The 16,199-nt window shown below is 70.9% G+C and carries 14 protein-coding genes; 8 read left to right on the top strand and 6 right to left on the bottom strand.

What is annotated here, in order from left to right; translation table 11 throughout:
- The first annotated feature begins 9 nt into the window (after positions 1-9).
- Positions 10-1,275: an aspartate--tRNA(Asn) ligase gene (gene aspS / locus SJY07_RS21900; RefSeq protein ID WP_380161529.1), complete on the top strand. Its 1,266-nt coding sequence runs from the start codon at positions 10-12 to the stop codon at positions 1,273-1,275.
- A 16-nt stretch (positions 1,276-1,291) separates the two neighbouring features.
- Here the strand turns inward: aspS and SJY07_RS21905 are convergent, their stop codons facing one another.
- Together SJY07_RS21905 and SJY07_RS21910 are read right to left on the bottom strand one after the other, a co-directional pair.
- Positions 1,292-2,122, bottom strand: coding sequence for a sulfite exporter TauE/SafE family protein (locus SJY07_RS21905; protein ID WP_380161530.1), 831 nt, complete (start codon positions 2,120-2,122; stop codon positions 1,292-1,294).
- The gene (locus SJY07_RS21910; RefSeq protein ID WP_380161531.1) at positions 2,119-2,784 is read right to left on the bottom strand and encodes an NAD(P)H-binding protein; all 666 of its coding nucleotides are present in this window, start codon (positions 2,782-2,784) and stop codon (positions 2,119-2,121) included. Before SJY07_RS21910 ends, SJY07_RS21905 begins: the two co-directional genes overlap by 4 nt.
- Before the next feature lie 101 nt (positions 2,785-2,885).
- Between SJY07_RS21910 and SJY07_RS21915 the strand changes: the two genes are divergently transcribed.
- Complete coding sequence (locus SJY07_RS21915) at positions 2,886-3,236, top strand: ArsR/SmtB family transcription factor (RefSeq protein ID WP_380161532.1); 351 nt, start codon at positions 2,886-2,888, stop codon at positions 3,234-3,236.
- Here SJY07_RS21915 and SJY07_RS21920 read toward each other — a convergent pair.
- Genes SJY07_RS21920 through rhaI form a run of 4 tightly spaced genes read right to left on the bottom strand, consistent with a single transcriptional unit; the run spans position 3,196 to position 9,078 of the window.
- Positions 3,196-4,431: an alpha-hydroxy-acid oxidizing protein gene (locus SJY07_RS21920; RefSeq protein ID WP_380161533.1), complete on the bottom strand. Its 1,236-nt coding sequence runs from the start codon at positions 4,429-4,431 to the stop codon at positions 3,196-3,198. The two genes, SJY07_RS21915 and SJY07_RS21920, sit on opposite strands and share 41 nt — an antisense overlap.
- Positions 4,428-5,861, bottom strand: a complete 1,434-nt coding sequence (locus SJY07_RS21925) for a rhamnulokinase family protein (RefSeq protein ID WP_380161534.1) — start codon at positions 5,859-5,861, stop codon at positions 4,428-4,430. Before SJY07_RS21925 ends, SJY07_RS21920 begins: the two co-directional genes overlap by 4 nt.
- Before the next feature lie 11 nt (positions 5,862-5,872).
- Positions 5,873-7,927, bottom strand: a complete 2,055-nt coding sequence (locus SJY07_RS21930) for a bifunctional aldolase/short-chain dehydrogenase (RefSeq protein WP_380161535.1) — start codon at positions 7,925-7,927, stop codon at positions 5,873-5,875.
- Positions 7,915-9,078, bottom strand: a complete 1,164-nt coding sequence (gene rhaI, locus SJY07_RS21935) for an L-rhamnose isomerase (RefSeq protein ID WP_328292086.1) — start codon at positions 9,076-9,078, stop codon at positions 7,915-7,917. The genes SJY07_RS21930 and rhaI overlap by 13 nt, the downstream gene beginning before the upstream one ends.
- Before the next feature lie 289 nt (positions 9,079-9,367).
- On the opposite strand from rhaI, the gene SJY07_RS21940 reads away from it, so the two are divergent.
- The 6 genes from SJY07_RS21940 to SJY07_RS21965 all read left to right on the top strand — a co-directional run bounded on the left by SJY07_RS21940 (position 9,368) and on the right by SJY07_RS21965 (position 16,182).
- Positions 9,368-10,705, top strand: a complete 1,338-nt coding sequence (locus tag SJY07_RS21940; protein WP_328292085.1) for an extracellular solute-binding protein — start codon at positions 9,368-9,370, stop codon at positions 10,703-10,705.
- 5 nt (positions 10,706-10,710) lie between these two features.
- Positions 10,711-11,640 carry a carbohydrate ABC transporter permease gene (locus SJY07_RS21945; protein ID WP_380161536.1) on the top strand — a complete coding sequence of 310 codons (930 nt, stop codon included), beginning with the start codon at positions 10,711-10,713 and terminating at the stop codon, positions 11,638-11,640.
- Positions 11,637-12,467 carry a carbohydrate ABC transporter permease gene (locus SJY07_RS21950; protein WP_328292083.1) on the top strand — a complete coding sequence of 277 codons (831 nt, stop codon included), beginning with the start codon at positions 11,637-11,639 and terminating at the stop codon, positions 12,465-12,467. Before SJY07_RS21945 ends, SJY07_RS21950 begins: the two co-directional genes overlap by 4 nt.
- A 38-nt stretch (positions 12,468-12,505) precedes the next feature.
- Entirely contained in the window at positions 12,506-14,755 is a 2,250-nt protein-coding gene (locus tag SJY07_RS21955; protein ID WP_380161537.1) for a family 78 glycoside hydrolase catalytic domain, read from the top strand.
- 88 nt (positions 14,756-14,843) lie between these two features.
- On the top strand, positions 14,844-15,674 hold the full coding sequence (locus SJY07_RS21960) for a D-alanyl-D-alanine carboxypeptidase family protein (RefSeq protein ID WP_380161538.1): 831 nt from the start codon (positions 14,844-14,846) through the stop codon (positions 15,672-15,674).
- A 121-nt stretch (positions 15,675-15,795) separates the two neighbouring features.
- Positions 15,796-16,182, top strand: coding sequence for a hypothetical protein (locus SJY07_RS21965; protein WP_380161539.1), 387 nt, complete (start codon positions 15,796-15,798; stop codon positions 16,180-16,182).
- The last annotated feature ends 17 nt before the right edge of the window (positions 16,183-16,199 follow it).

A 16,199-nucleotide genomic window follows, 5' to 3' on the forward strand; every position in this document is an offset into this window, starting at 1 on the left:
GAGGTGCCCGTGCAACGAACCCTGAACCGTGAGCTCCCGTCGCAGGTCGGACGACCCGTCCGGCTGGAAGGCTGGGTCCACCGCCGCCGACGGCTCGCGACCGTGAGCTTCCTCGTGCTGCGCGACCGGACCGGACTGTCCCAGGTGGTCGTCACCGACGAGGCCGCCCGCAGCGGACTCGACGCTGTGCCCGAGGAGACCGTCGTCCGGGTCGAGGGGACCGTCACGGCCAACCCGCAGGCCCCCGGGGGTTTCGAGGTGACCTCGCCGTCGATCTCCCCGCTGGGGGTAGCGGCGGTGACCCCGCCCGTGGAGTTGTGGCGACCCCAGCTCGACGCCGCGTTGCCCACGCTGCTGGACCACGCCGCGACCACCTGGAGACACCCTGCGCGGCAGGCGCTGTGGCAGGTCTCCGCGGCGTCGCTGCGGGGGTTCCGCGCCACGCTGGACGGTCTGGGGTTCACCGAGATCGCCACCCCGAAGCTCACCGCCACCGCCACCGAATCGGGCGCGAACGTGTTCGAACTGGACTACTTCGGCCGCCCGGCCTACCTGGCGCAGTCGCCGCAGTTCTTCAAGCAGACCATGGTCGGTGCCTTCGAACGGGTCTACGAGACGGGTCCCGTCTTCCGGGCGGAACCGCACGACACCGTCCGCCACCTCGCCCAGTACACCTCCCTCGACGCCGAGTTCGGGTTCATCACCGACCACCGGGACGTGCTGGCCGTGCTGCACGACGTCCTCGGCGGGATGCTGGCCGCTGTCGCGTCCGTGAGTGACGTGCAGCTCCCGTCGCTGCCGGCGGAGTTCCCCGTCGTGCACTTCCGCGACGCGCTGCGCCTCGTGGGCGCCGACCCCGACGAACCCGACCTCGCCCCCGAGCACGAACGCGAACTCGGTCGGTGGGCGCTGCGGGAGCACGGTAGCGACTTCCTGGCCGTCGAGGGCTACCCCGCGGCGAAGCGCCCGTTCTACACCCACCCGCAGCCGGACGACCCGCGCTGGACGAACTCCTTCGACCTGCTGTTCCGGGGTCTGGAGCTGGTCACGGGGGGACAGCGCCTTCACGAGATCGGCGACTACGAGCGGGCCCTGGCCGCGCGCGGGGAGGACCCCGCCGAGCACGAGGGGTACCTCGCGGCCTTCCGGCACGGCATGCCCCCGCACGGTGGTTTCGCCATCGGCCTCGAACGCTGGACGGCGCAGCTCACGGGCGCGGACAACGTCCGGCGCACGACCCTGTTCCCCCGCGACCTGCACCGCCTCACCCCGTGAGAGTGGCGGCGGTGGTTCAGTCGAGGAGGGGCCGGAGGTTCTCGACCCACACGTCGTGGCCCACCTTCACGATGAGCGCCGCGACCACCACCAGGAAGACGGTGCGGATGAAGCGGGTTCCGCTGGCGATGGCCATCCGTGAGCCGAGGTAGCTGCCGCCCACGTTGGCCGCGCCCAGGAGCAGGGCCAGTCCCCAGACGACCGATCCGTGCGGGACGAAGAAGAGCAGGGCGCCGAGGTTGGTGGCGAAGTTGACGATCTTCGCCTTCGCGCTGGCCTGCAGGAAGTCGTAGCCGAGGAGGCTGACCATCGCGATGACCAGGAACGTCCCCGTCCCCGGGCCCAGGACACCGTCGTAGACCCCGATGGCCAGGCCCACTGCGACGGCGGCGCGGTAGTGCGCGTGTCCGGAGAAGCGCAACGACGTCGTCCCGCCCAGGGCCGGCCGCAGCAGGGTGATGGTCGCGACGGTGACCAGGGCGACGACGATGACGGGTTTGAACACCGCGACCGGGAGGGCCGCGGCGATCGAGGCGCCCCCGAAACTGCCCACGAGGGCGACCGCCGCCATCGGCAGGGCCGTCCGCAGGTCGGGTCGGGCCCGCCGGTAGTACGTCAGGGCACTGGTGGAGGTCCCGAAGATCGAGCCGAGCTTGTTCGTGGCCAGGGCCTGGACGGGAGCGAGGCCGGGGACGAGCAGCAGGGCCGGGAGCTGCAGGAGGCCCCCGCCGCCGACCACGGCGTCCACCCAGCCCGCCGCGAAGGCGGCCAGGAGGAGCAGCAGGAGGGTCGGGACGGCGAGGTCGGGCGGGAAGAGGACCGCCGCGGACGCCGACGAGGCGATCACCGACGAGCGGCCCGGGGGACCAGTGCGGCGACGGCGTCGGCGACCGGGGTGGGACCGGCGGTGAGTTCCACGACGGAGCGGTTCAGTCGGGGTTCGGCCAGGGCCGCGTCGAGGAACGCGGCCACGTCGTCGCGCGGCACGTCCCCGTACTCCAGGGCTGCCCGAGCGGCGACCGTGCCCGTCCCGGGGGAGTCCACCAGGGTCCCGGGGCGCACGATCAGCCAGTCGAGGTCGGTGGCGGCGAGGTGCGCGTCGGCGTCCTTCTTCACCCGCACGTAGTGCTCGAACCCCTCACCGAGCTCGCCTCCGCGCCCGGCCTCGGGGAACACCGACACCAGCAGGAACCGGGACACCCCGGCCTGCGCGGCGGCGGCGGCGGCCTTGACCACTCCCTCGCCGTCGATGGCGCTGGTCTGGTCCCGGCCCGTTCCGTGGGCCCCGGCGCTGAACACCACGGCGTCGTGCCCGGCCAGCTTCGCGGCGAGCTCGTCCACGCTGTCGGCGACGAGGTCGCCGGCGACGGGAGTCGCACCCTGCTCGGCGATGGTCGCGGCCTGCGCCCCGGCGCGGTGCATCCCGCTGACCTCGACGCCCCGGGCGACGAGCAGGGCGCTGAGTCGACGTCCGACGCCGCCGGCGGCACCGATCTGGAACACCTTCACGGGAACCTCCTCCAGCCGGGCGGGGTCCCCGGCGTCGTACGATGGTTGTCGTAGTACGACGAAGACCGTAGCACCCGCCTGCGGAACGGAGAGGAGCGAGAGTGCGGACCCTGGAGCACCCCGAGAAGGAGCGGTTCTCCCTCGACGCCGTGCTGGCGGCCCTGGCCGACCCCGTCCGGCGGCGCATCGTGGCGCAGCTGGCCGGGGGGCACGACGACCAGGCCTGCATCGCGTTCGACCTCCCCGTGACCAGGTCGACCTCGACGCACCACTTCCGGGTCCTGCGGGAGGCCGGCGTCATCGATCAGCGCTACCGCGGGACGGCCATCCTCAACACCCTGCGCCGCGCCGACCTGGACGAACGCTTCCCGGGACTGCTCCAGGCCGTGATCGACGCCCACGCGGCGACCCTCACGGGCGGGCGCGAGGGACGAGCCGCTCCAGCTGGGTGACGTGCTGGGGTCCGAGCTCGGAGACGTCGGCGACCTCGAGGAGCTTCATCGTCCGCACCACCTGCTCGGCGAGGATCTGGATCGCGCGGTCGACGCCCTGACGTCCACCGGCCATGAGGCCGTAGAGGTAGGCGCGCCCGACGAGGGTGAACTTCGCCCCCATCGCGAGGGAGGCGACGACGTCGGCTCCGTTCATGATGCCGGTGTCGATGACGACCTCGGTGTGGTGGCCGACCTCGCGGACCACCTCGGGGAGGAGGTGGAAGGGGATGGGGGCGCGGTCGAGCTGGCGGCCGCCGTGGTTGGACAGGATGATCCCGTCCACGCCGAGGTCGACGAGCTTCTTGGCGTCCGCGACGTTCTGGACGCCCTTGATGACGAGCTTCCCGGGCCACATGCCGCGGATGGTCTCGAGGTCGCCGTAGTCGATGGAGGGGTCCATCGCGTAGTCGAGGAGTTCCCCCACGGTGCCGCCGGTCTCGGTGAGGGAGGCGAACTCGAGCTTGGTGGTGGTGAGGAAGTCGAACCACCACCACGGCCGGGTCATCGTGTCGAGGATGGTGGAGGCGGTGAGCTGGGGCGGGATGGAGAAGCCGTTGCGCTTGTCGCGCAGGCGGGCTCCGGCGATGGGGGTGTCGACGGTGAACATCAGGGTGTCGAAACCGGCTTTCGCGGCGCGCTCCACGAGGCCGTAGGAGATCTCGCGCTGGCGCATGACGTAGAGCTGGAACCAGTTGCGGCCCGTGGGGTTGGCCGCCTTCACGTGCTCGATCGACGTGGTGCCCAGGGTGGAGAGGGTGAAGGGGATGCCGGCCGCCCCGGCGGCGCCGGCTCCGGCGGTCTCGCCCTCGGTCTGCATGAGACGGGTGAAGCCGGTGGGGGCGATGCCGAAGGGCAGGGCCGAGGGTCCGCCGAAGATCGTGGTGGAGGTGTCGACCGTCGAGACGTCGTGCAGGATCGAGGGGTGGAACTCCACGTCGGAGAACGCCTGACGGGCGCGGGCGAGGGAGATCTCGCCCTCGGCGGAACCGTCGGTGTAGTCGAAGGCGGCGCGCGGGGTCCGGCGCTTGGCGATGTGACGCAGGTCCTCGATGGTGAGCGCGGACTCGAGGCGGCGCTTGCGGCCGTCCAGTTCCGGCTTCTTGAACTGCACCAGCTCCAGGATCTCGCGGGCGTTGGGGACCTGACGTTTCACGACACTCCTGCGGTGGTGCGATCCGGGACGTAGGTGGTGAGGTCGGCAGTCTGGCGCACCAGGGACCGCAGCGCCTCCAGGGACCCGGACAGGTCCCCGGCCGCGCGGGCCTGGACCAGGACGTTGCCCAGGGCGGTGGCCTCCACGGGCCCCGCGACCACCGGCAGTCCGCAGGCGTTCGCGGTGAGGCGGCAGAGCAGGGCGTTGCGGGCCCCCCCGCCGACGAGGTGGACGACGCGCACGGGGTGGCCGGACAACCGGACCGCGTCGGCGACGGTGCGCGCGAAGGCGTCGGCCAGGCTCTCCAGCACGCAGCGCACGACCTCGGCGGGTTCCCCCGGGGGACGGCGACCGGACTCCGCCACCGCCGCGGCGACCCGTTCGACCATCGGCCCGGGGGCCAGGAAGCGGGCGTCGTCGATGTCGATCACCGGTCCGCCCGGCGGGACCTCCGCCGCGGCGGCGAGGAGCTCGCCCAGGTCGACCCGGTCCCGCGCGGACCACTCGGCGACGCACTGCTGCAGGACCCACAGGCCCATGACGTTGCGCAGGTAGCGGATCCGGTCGTCCACGCCGCGTTCGTTGGTGAAGTTCGCCGCGAACGACTCCGCCGAGACGACGGGCTGCCCGAGTTCGACGCCGACCAGGCCCCACGTCCCGCACGCGACGTAGGCGAAGTCCTCGTCCGCGGCCGGGACGGCGACCACGGCCGAGGCCGTGTCGTGTGAACCGACCGCCACGAGGCGGGTCGCGGGGTCCAGCCCCGTGGCGTCGAGCACGTCGGGACGCAGGGTCCCCAGGACGGTTCCCGGGTCGTGCACGGGCGGCAGCAGCGTCCGCGCGAGCCCGGCGAGGTCCACGAGGTCGTCGGCCCAGCGTCCGGTCGCGACGTCGGCCAGGCCCGTCGTCGAGACGTTGGTGGCCTCCGCGCCGCGGACGCCGGACAGCCAGAACCCGAAGAGGTCCGGGAGCAGCAACGCGTCGGACGCCGCGCCCAGCAGCGGCCCGTCCGCCTCGGCGATCAGCTGGTAGATCGTGGTGAACGGCAGGTGCTGCAGACCGTTGCGCCGGTAGAGCTCCGCCCCGGGGACCCGGGCCAGGACACGCTCGGCGACCCCCTCGGTCCGGGGGTCGCGGTAGTGCCGTGGGGTCCCCAGCAGCGTCCCGTCGGCCGCCAGCAGGCCGTAGTCGACGGCCCAGGTGTCGACGGCCACGGTGCTCGCCCCGGGGTTCGTGCGGGCGACGGCGCGCAGACCGACGAGGACCTGCTGCCACAGGCCGACGGCGTCGGTGACCAGCCCGCCGTTGACCGGGGTCGGGCCGTTGGGGAAGCGGTGCAGCTCCTCCAGGTGGAGCACACCCGGCGCGGCCGTGCCGAGCATCACCCGGCCGCTCGAGGCGCCGAGGTCCACCGCGATGTGGACGGACATCGTTCGGGCTCCTATCGGAGGAACGCGGCGGCGACGCCGGCGTCGACGGGGACGTGCAGACCTGTCGTGTGGCTGAGTTCGCCGGCGGTGAGGACGAACACCGCGTTGGCGACGTGCTCGGGCAGGACCTCGCGCTTGAGCAGGGTGCGCTGGGCGTAGAACTTCCCGAGGTCCTCCTCTTCGATGCCGTAGGTCTTGGCCCGCGAGGCGCCCCACCCGCCGGCGAAGATGCCCGACCCGCGCACGACCCCGTCGGGGTTCACGCCGTTGACCTTGATGCCGTGCTCACCGAGTTCCGCGGCGAGGAGGCGGACCTGGTGGGCCTGATCCGCCTTCACCGCGGAGTAGGCGATGTTGTTCGGGCCGGCGAAGACGGAGTTCTTGGAGGCGATGTAGACGATGTCCCCGCCGAGGCCCTGGGCGATGAGGACGCGGGCCGCGGCCTGGGCGACCAGGAAGGAGCCCTTGGCCATGACGGCGTGCTGCAGGTCCCAGTCCTCCTCGGTGGTCTCCAGCAACGGCTTCGAGATCGACAACCCGGCGTTGTTCACGACGAGGTCGAGACCCCCGAAGGCCAGGACGGCCTGATCGACCGCGGCCTTCACGGCGTCGGGGTCGGAGACGTCGGCCGCGACCCCGACCGCGACGTCGGACGATCCCAGCTCGGCTGCGGCGGCCTGGGCCTTGGCCAGGTCCAGGTCGGCGACGACGACGCAGGCGCCCTCGGCGGCCAGGCGGGTGGCGATGGCCTTGCCGATGCCGGAGGCGGCACCGGTGACCAGGGCGATCCGGGTGGCCAGAGGTTTCGGTCTCGGCATCCGCTGGAGCTTGGCCTCCTCCAGGGCCCAGTACTCGATGCGGAACTTCTCCGCCTCGTCGATGGGGACGTAGCTGGAGACCCCTTCGGCTCCGCGCATGACGTTGATGGCGTTGACGTAGAACTCGCCGGCGACGCGGGCGGTCTGGGCGTCCTTGCCGTAGGAGAACATCCCGATGCCGGGGACGAGCACGACGAGCGGGTCGGCGCCGCGCAGGGCGGGGGAGTGCTCGTCGGCGTGGCGGTCGTAGTAGGCCTGGTAGTCGGCCCGGTAGTCCTCGTGCAGTTCCTGCAACCGCGTGATCGTGGTCTCGAGGTCGGTCGTCGGAGGCAGGTCGAGGAGGAGGGGTTTCACCTTGGTGCGCAGGAAGTGGTCCGGGCAGGACGTGCCGAGCGCGGCGAGGCGGGGGTGCTCGGTGCGGGAGAGGAAGTCCAGGACCACGTCGGCGTCGCTGAAGTGACCGACCTGGGGCTTGTCGTGGGAGGCGATCCCGCGGATCACCGGCGCCAGGGCGGCGGCCCGGGCCCGGCGCGCTGCGGGTTCCAGGGCCTCGTGGCCGGGCAGCACGGGGCCGAAGGGTTGCGGGTGGGAGTTCTGCGCCAGGAACGCCTCGGCGGTCTCGATGATCCACCGGGAGTTCGCCTCGGCCTGCGCCGAGGTGTCGCCCCAGGCGGTGATGCCGTGCCCGCCGAGGATCGTCCCGACGGCCTGGGGGTTGGCGTCCTTGATCGCGGCGAGGTCGAGGCCGAGCTGGAACCCCGGACGGCGCCACGGGACCCAGACGACCTTGTCGCCGTAGACCTGTTCGGTGAGCTTCTCCCCGTCGGCGGCGCAGGCCAGGGCGATGCCGGCGTCGGGGTGGAGGTGGTCGACGTGGGCGGCGTCGACCAGGGCGTGCATCGCGGTGTCGATGGACGGGGCGGCGCCGCCCCTGCCGTGCAGGCAGTAGTCGAACGCGGCGACCATCTCGTCCTCGCGCTCCAGACCCGGGTAGACGTCCTTCAACGCCCGCACGCGGTCCAGGCGCAGGACGGCGAGGCCCTGCTCGGTGAGCGTGCCGAGGTCTCCGCCGGAGCCCTTCACCCACAGCAGTTCCACGTCGGTGCCGGTGACGGGGTCGGTGGCGCTGCCCTTGGCGGAGGTGTTCCCGCCGGCGTAGTTGGTGAACCGCGGGTCCGCTCCCAGGGCGTTCGAGCGGGCGATCAGTTCCCCGACCGTGGTCCGTCCTGCAGGACTCATGCTCCCCATCCAGCCTGCTGGCCCCCGATGCGTTCGGCGGCGATCCGTGCGAGGTAGCCCGAGGCCTTGAACGCGGCCATCGGGTCCGGGTCCAGGCCCATCTCCTCGCGCAGTCCGGCGAGGAGGGGGCGGACGTCTGTGTGGTACGCGTCCATGAACACGTCGTTGGCGCCGAGGACGTCGCCGGCCTGCTGGGCGGCGCGCAGCGCGTCCCGGTCGACGAGCAGGGCCTTGGCGGTGGCCTGCTGGACGTTGGTGACGGAGCGGATCTGGCCGGGGATCTTGTCCTCGACGTTGTGGCACTGGTCGAGCATGAAGTTCACGCCGCTGTCGGCGCGCAGGGCGTCGGAGCGGACGATCTCGTACATGACCCGGAACAGCTGGAACGGGTCCGCGGCGCCGGCCATGAGGTCGTCGTCGGCGTAGAAGCGGGAGTTGAAGTCGAACGCGCCCAGGCGGCCCTGACGCAGCAGCTGGACGACGATGAACTCGATGTTGGTGCCGGGGGCGTGGTGCCCGGTGTCCAGGACGACTTTGGCCCTCTCGCCGAGTGCTAGGCAGTGCAGCAGCGAGGTGCCCCAGTCGGGGACGTCGGTGGAGTAGAAGGCGGGTTCGAAGAACTTGTACTCCAGGACGAGGCGGTGGTCGTCGTCGAGGAGGGCGTAGATCTGCTGCAGGGACTCCGCGAGGCGGTCCTGGCGGTCCCGCAGGTCGTCCTGGCCGGGGTAGTTGGTGCCGTCCGGGAGCCACAGCTTGAGTTCCTTGGACCCGGTGGCCCGCATGACGTCGATGCACTGGGCGTGGTGGGCGACGGCCTTGGCGCGCACCTTCGGGTCGGTGTGGGTCAGGGAGCCGAGCTTGTACTCGTCGTCCTGGAAGAGGTTGGAGTTGATCATGCCGATGGTGACGCCGAGGTCGGCCGCGTGGGCGGCGAGCTTGCCGTAGTCGTCGACGAGGTCCCAGGGGATGTGCAGGGAGACGCGGGGGGCGACGCCCGTGTAGCGGTGCACCTGGGCGGCGTCGCTGAGCTTCTCGAAGGGGTCGCGGGGGGTTCCGGGGGTGCCGAACACCTTGAAGCGGGTGCCGGAGTTCCCGAACGCCCAGCTGGGGAGTTCGATCGTCTGCTCGCGCAGGGCGGCGAGGACCTGTGTCTCGTTCATGGGGACTCCACTCCATCGGGGTCCGGTCACGATAGCGGGACTTTGACACGTTTCACAAGGTGCGTCGAACACGCTGCCCGCCGAGGCGGTCGTCGTTTCGGGCCTCGGTCCACGAACTGACGTGGGTAAGCGCATTCCGAGCTGACCTGCGCAAACGATCCGGGAATGTGACGGCTCGGTGCTTGACTCCCGGTGCCCCAGTCTCCAAACTCGGGGTACCGCTTTGAATCGTGTCAGGCGGTGAAGTGCCGGCACTGCCGCCGGCTGCAGTCTCGAAGAGGAGACGTCCATGACACACGATCCACACCGCGTCCGACCGTTGCGTCGCGCCCTCGCCCTGGCCGTCGTCCTGACCCTGGCGCCGCTGACCGCCTGCAGCGCAGGCAGCCTGGGCTCGACCTCCGACGACAGCGCCGGAGGCACGACCATCACCTGGCTCACGGGGGTCGACGAGACGGCGCAGGCCACCGCGAAGGCCGTCGTGACCGCCTTCGAGAAGGAGAACCCCGACATCACCGTCAAGCTCGACGGCAAGCCGGCGGGGACCGAGGGCGACAACCTCGTCAAGACCCGGTTGCAGACCGGCAGCATGCCCGACGTCTTCGACTACAACTCCGGCTCGTTGTTCCAGCAGATCGCACCGGAGAAGAACCTGGCCAAGCTCACGGGCGACGCTTCGGTGGCGAAGGTCGACGAGGCGTTCACGCCGCAGGTGTCGGTGGGCGACGACGTCTACGGGGTCCCCTACGGAACCGCCTTCGGTGGCGGGGTCATGTACAACAAGAAGGTCTTCGAGCAGCTCGGTCTGAGCGTCCCGACCACCTGGGCCGAGTTCGTCAGCGTCAGCGACAAGATCAAGGCCGCCGGCATCACGCCGGTCGTCCAGACCTACGGCGAGACCTGGACGGCGCAGCTCTTCGTGCTCGGCGACTTCCACAACGTCGCCGCGGCGAAGCCGAACTGGGCCGCCGACTACACGGCGAACAAGGCCAAGTACGCCTCCGACCCGGTGGCCGAGGCCGGGTTCCAGCACCTGCAGGAGGTCTACGAGAAGGGGTACGAGAACTCCGACTACGCCTCCGCGAAGGTGCCGGACGGCATGCGGATGCTCGCCGACGGCACCGGGGCGATGTACCCGATCCTCTCCAGCAACATCACGACCCTCGCCGCGGCGTCGCCGGACAAGGTGAACGACATCGGCTTCTTCGCGCTGCCGGGGACCGACGCCGCGGCGAACGGGCTCACGGCCTGGTTCCCGAACGCCGTCTACATCCCGGCCACGACGAAGGGGGACCAGCTGAGCGCCGCGAAGAAGTTCCTGGCCTTCGTGGCCAGCCCGGCCGGTTGCGAGGCGCAGACTTCCGCCAGTCCGCCCACCGGTCCGTACCTGGTCGAGGGGTGCACGTTGCCGGCCGACGTCCCCCAGGTGACCAAGGACGTCCAGGCCTACTTCGACGCCGACAAGCAGTCCCCGGCGCTGGAGTTCCTGTCCCCGGTCAAGGGGCCGAACCTGGAGCAGCTCTGCGTGCAGGTGGGCTCGGGCATCAGCTCGGCCGCCGACGCCGCGAAGCTCTACGACCAGGACGTCGAGAAGCAGGCCCAGCAACTTGGCCTCGCGGGCTGGTGACGGGCGTGTCGACGACCGTCAGCACGGACTCGCCGAAGGCGCGCGTCCACGCCCCCCGCGGCGAGCGTCGTGGCGGGCGTCGACGCAGCTTCTACCCGAACTGGTTCTACCTGCCGGCGGCCGTGATCTACGGCCTGCTCTTCCTCATCCCCACGTTGCTGTCGTTCTACTTCAGCCTCACGCGGTGGACGATCTTCACCAGTGAGTTCATCGGGTTCGAAAACTTCCGGCAGTTCTTCTCCGAACCCGCGCTGACGAAGGGCTTCGTGAACACCCTGGTCTACGCGGTCATCACCTCGGGCGCGAAGGTCGTGCTGGGGATGGCCCTGGGGTTGTTGCTGACCTCGCAGATCGTCGGCCGCGGCTACCTCCGCTCGGTCGTGTTCTTCCCGGTGCTGGTGTCCACGGTCGGGGTCGGCATCACCTTCCAGGTCCTCATGCACCCCAGCAAGGGCGTCATCAACCACGTCCTGGGGATGGTCGGCCTCGACGGGCCGGGCTGGTTGACGAACCCCTCGCTCGCCCTGTTCTCCGTCGCGCTCGTGGACGTCTGGAAGGGGGTCGGGCTCGCCACGGTCATCTACATGGCCGGGATCGTCTCGATCCCCAACGAGTACCGCGAGGCGGCGAAGGTCGACGGGGCCGGGCCGTGGGCGTCGTTCCGCAACATCGTCCTGCCGTTGTCCTGGCCCGCGACGTCCACCGTCGTGACGCTCTCGCTCATCGGCGGTCTGCGGTCCTTCGACCTGATCTGGGCCATGACGAAGGGCGGTCCGGGTTTCACCTCCGACGTGATCGCGTCGGTGATCTACAAGCAGTACCAGGCCGGTTTCTACGGCCTCTCGACCGCGGGCAACGTGATCCTGTTCATCGCGGTCACGGCGATCGTGATCCCGTTGACCCGGTTCATGGCGAAGCGTGAGGTGGACCTGTGAACCGGACCCTGGCCCGCTACGGGCTCGGCGGGGTGGCCATCGTGGCCAGTGTCGTCGTCTTCCTCGTCCCGTTCGCGTTCATCGTCCTCACGGCCGTGATGGACGCCCAGCAGGCCGGGGAGTTCGCGCTGGCCTGGCCGCGGAACTTCGACCTCGTGCAGAACTTCACGACGGTCCTCCAGACGCGCGACTACATCCTGGTCATCGCGTTCATCAACTCCACGGTCCTCACCGTCGTCTCGGTGACCGCCCTCGTGATCCTCGGGGCGATGGTCGCCTTCGTGCTGCAGCGCCGCAAGAGCCGGCTGACCCCGGTGGTGAGCTTCCTCGTGCTGGCCGGGCTCATCATGCCGCCGGCCATCGTCCCGACGATCTGGGTGCTGCAGAAGCTGGGGTTGTTCGGCGGGATGCCGGGCCTGATCTTCGTGGAGATCGCCTACGGGCTCTCGTTCACGATCCTGCTGTTCCGGGCCTTCCTGGGCACGGTGCCCCGGGAGCTCGACGAGGCCGCGATCCTCGACGGTGCGGGTCCCTTCCGGTTGTTCTTCCGCGTGATCCTGCCGCTGCTGCGACCGGTCACGGTGACGATCATCGTCGTGCAGTCGGTGAACATCTTCAACGACTTCACCAACCCGCTGTACTTCGCGCCCGGTGACGACAACGCGACGGTCCAGCTGACCTTGTTCAACTTCCAGAGCCAGAACCTGAACTCCTACAACCTGCTGTTCATGGACATCCTGCTCATCACCATCCCGCCGTTGCTCATGTACCTGTTCTTCAACCGTCAGATCGTCGCCGGCATGACGTCCGGCGCCGTGAAGGGCTGAACCCGGCCCCACCGTCGCACCGCAGGAGGAAGCACCCCATGACCCCACGCTGGCAGGCGGCGATGATCGTCGCCGACGAGGTCGACCAGGCTCCGTTGTTGCGCACGCGCTTCACCCTCGACGAGGGCCACGGGGAGGTGACCTCGGCCGTCCTGCACGTCAGTGCCCTGGGGGTGGTGGAACCCCAGCTCGACGGTGAACTCGTGGGCGAGGACGTCCTCACCCCGGGCTGGAGCAGCTACGAGTGGCGGTTGCGCTACGTCAGCCACGACGTGACCTCGCGCCTCACCGCGGGGAACCACGTCCTCGGCCTGGCCCTGGGCAACGGGTGGGCCGTCGGGCGCCTCGCCTGGAGCGGGAACAGCGGGCTGTACTCGAAGGACATCGGCGGTTTCGCGCAGCTCGAGGTGACCTTCGCCGACGGCCACGAACAGGTCGTCGCGACCGGCGCCGACTGGCAGGCACGGCCGTCGGCGGTTCTCGCCGACGAGATCTACGACGGTCAGACGATCGACGCGCGGTTGCGGGAACCCCGCTGGGCCGCGCTCGACGGTCCCACCGACGGGTGGAGCGGGGTGCACGTCGCGGAGTTCGACACCGGACGGCTCACCGAGCACATCGGGCCACCCGTGCGTCGCCAGGAAGTGGTCCGACCCGTCGCGGTGACGACGTCGCCGAGCGGGCAGACCCTCGTCGACTTCGGCCAGAACCTCGTCGGCTGGTTGCGGTTCAGCGTGCAGGGCGAGGCGGGTTCGACCATCACCGTCCGGCACGCCGAGGTCCTCGAGCACGGGGAACTGGGTACCCGTCCACTGCGCACCGCCGAAGCGACCGACCGGTTCGTCCTCTCCGGGGGGCGGGACACCTTCGAACCCACGTTCACGTTCCACGGGTTCCGCTACGTCGAGATCGGGGGCTGGCCCGGGGTCCTCGACGTGGACGACCTCGAAGCCGTCGTCGTGCACTCGCAACTGCGCCGCACGGGCGAGTTCGAGTGCTCGCACGAACTCGTCAACCAGCTCCACCGCAACGTCGTCTGGGGCCAAAAGGGGAACTTCCTCGACGTCCCCACGGACTGCCCGCAGCGCGACGAACGGCTCGGCTGGACGGGCGACCTCGCGGTGTTCGGTCCCAGCGCCGCCTACCTCTTCGACGTGTCGACGTTCCTGCAGGACTGGCTGCGTGACCTCGACGCCGAACAGGCGCACAACCAGGGCATCACGCCCTACGTGGTGCCCGACGTCCTGAAGTTCAACCCGCCGAAGGAACTGCGCGGCGAGCCCGACACGACCTCCTTCTGGTCCGACGTCGCGGTCTGGCTGCCGTGGTCGCTCTACCAGGCCTACGGCGACGAGGCGGCGCTGGCCGAGGCCTACCCCGCCGCGGTCGCCCACGTGCGCCGCGTGGAGTCCCTGCTGTCCCCGACCGACCTGTGGGACACCGGGTTCCAGTTCGCCGACTGGCTGGACCCGGACGCACCGCCGGACGACCCGGCCGCGGCCAAGGCGGACAAGGGCGTGGTCTCGACGGCCGCCGCCCACCGCAGCGCCCGGACGCTGGCCCGGATCGCGGAGGTCCTCGGGAAGCCGGCGGACGTGGCGGAGTTCGGCGCCCTGGCCGACCGCCTGCGCACCGCGTTCACCGAGCACTACGTCGAGGCCGACGGCCGGGTCCGTTCCGACTGCGCCACGGTCTACGCCCTGGCCATCGACTTCGGGCTGCTCGAGGGCGACGTTCGGGCGAAGGCGGGCGACCGGCTCGCCGAGGTCGTGGCCAAGGCCGGCTACCGCGTCTCCACGGGGTTCGCGGGAACCCCCTACGTGACCGACGCCCTCACCGCGACCGGCCACCTGGAGGAGGCCTACCGGCTGCTGCTGGAGGAGGGCTGTCCGTCCTGGCTCTACCCGGTGACCATGGGGGCGACGACGGTCTGGGAACGCTGGGACTCGATGCTGCCCGACGGGACGATCAACCCGGGGCAGATGACGAGCTTCAACCACTACGCCCTGGGGGCCGTGGCCGACTGGATGCACCGGGTGGTGGCGGGTCTGTCCCCGCTGGAGCCCGGCTACGCCCGCTCGCTCGTCGCCCCGCAGCCCGGCGGTGGCCTCGCGTGGGCGCGGGGTGCGCTGGAGACCCCGCACGGCCGCCTCGCGGTGCACTGGCGCGACGAGCCGAGCGGGCTCACCGTCGACGTCACGGTGCCGGCCGGGACGACCGCGCTGCTGCGGCTGCCGAACGGGACCGAGCAGGAACTCACGGCCGGTGAGCACACGGTGACTGGCTGAGGAGCAGAGCGTGACGAACGGCCCGGTACGGCGTGATCACCCGCGCGCCGTGCCGGGCCCTGTCCGTCGCGGCTGGAAGGATCGCCCCATGACTCGAGGCAGCGGGCGGTCCCCCTTCGCGCCCGACGTCCTGCCCGACGGCCGGCGTCGCTACAGCCACCGCGCCGTCGTGGCCCGTCGGACGCTGCTCGTGGGGGTCGTCGCCGCCGGGACGAGCATCGGGGTCGTCGCGACCCGGGCCGGGGGAGTCGACGACTCACCCGGCGTCGTGGGAGTGGCCGGCGGGGACCCCGCCGTCCACGACGCGGCCGCGCAGCCCGCTCCGTCCGCGACCCCGCCCGCGCACTCCCTCACCGAGGCCGGCAGCCCGTGGGTCATCGTGAACAAGCAGCACCCGATCGCCCCCCGCGACTACGCCCCGGAGATCGCCGTCGTGGGCGGCAAGGAGGTCGCGAGCACGATCGCGGCCGACCTGCAGGGGCTGCTGGCGGCGGCGACGTCGGCCGCGGTGTCCCTCGGGGTGACCAGCGGGTTCCGCTCACTGGCCCACCAGCAGGACGTCCACGACAACGCGGTCGCCCGCGACGGCGTGGAGAGCGCCGAGAGCGTCTCCGCCCGCCCCGGCTACAGCGAGCACCAGACCGGCCTCGCCGTCGACTTCAGCGGCAGCAGCCGGCCCGGGTGCCTCCTGGAGAACTGCTTCGGCCAGACGCCCGAGTACGACTGGCTCGTCGCCAACGCCGGCCGGTTCGGCTTCCTCCGGCGCTACCCCGACGACAAGACCGACGTCACCGGCTACGCGCCCGAACCCTGGCACTGGCGCTGGGTGGGGACCGACCTCGTCGCGCAGATGGCGGCGAAGGGGGTCACGACGATGGAGGAGTTCTTCGGCGTCTCCGGCGGTACGACCTACGCGTGAACCCCTCGACCGCGGGGTTGCCCGTCTCGCGGTTCGAGATCGGGACACCGCTCGGGGTGCGTTCACGCACGGCATGCACTGGACTGGGTCGGTGCAGCTAGGGGCGACCGCGGCAGAGTCCGTGAGCATCAAGGGCAACGACGTCATCCTGCGCGCCGACGGGCGCACCGAGGTCTACGACCTCTCCTACGTGCGGATGCTCGTGCCCTACCTGATCGGGGAGCGCGACGTCCCGCCGATGCGGCTCGCGCACTTCCGGCCCGGGATCAAGCCCTGGCTCTGCCTCAGCGTCATCGAGGACGACGGCTCCGAACCGAACCTCGCCGGCGTCGCCATCTACTCCGGCCTCGGCAGCCACCGGGAGATGGGTCTGCACCTGAACCGCTCCGAGGCGTGGCGCCTCGCCGAGATGCTCACCCGGGCGATGCCCGTGCAGCACCAGCGCCAGCACGAGGACGACGAGCCCGCGAAGGAGCAATCCCGCGGCGAGCAGGACCCGGCCGCCTGAGCGGTCGGATCGTCGTA

Source organism: Kineococcus sp. R86509, from assembly GCF_042466365.1.
GTDB lineage: Bacteria > Actinomycetota > Actinomycetes > Actinomycetales > Kineococcaceae > Kineococcus.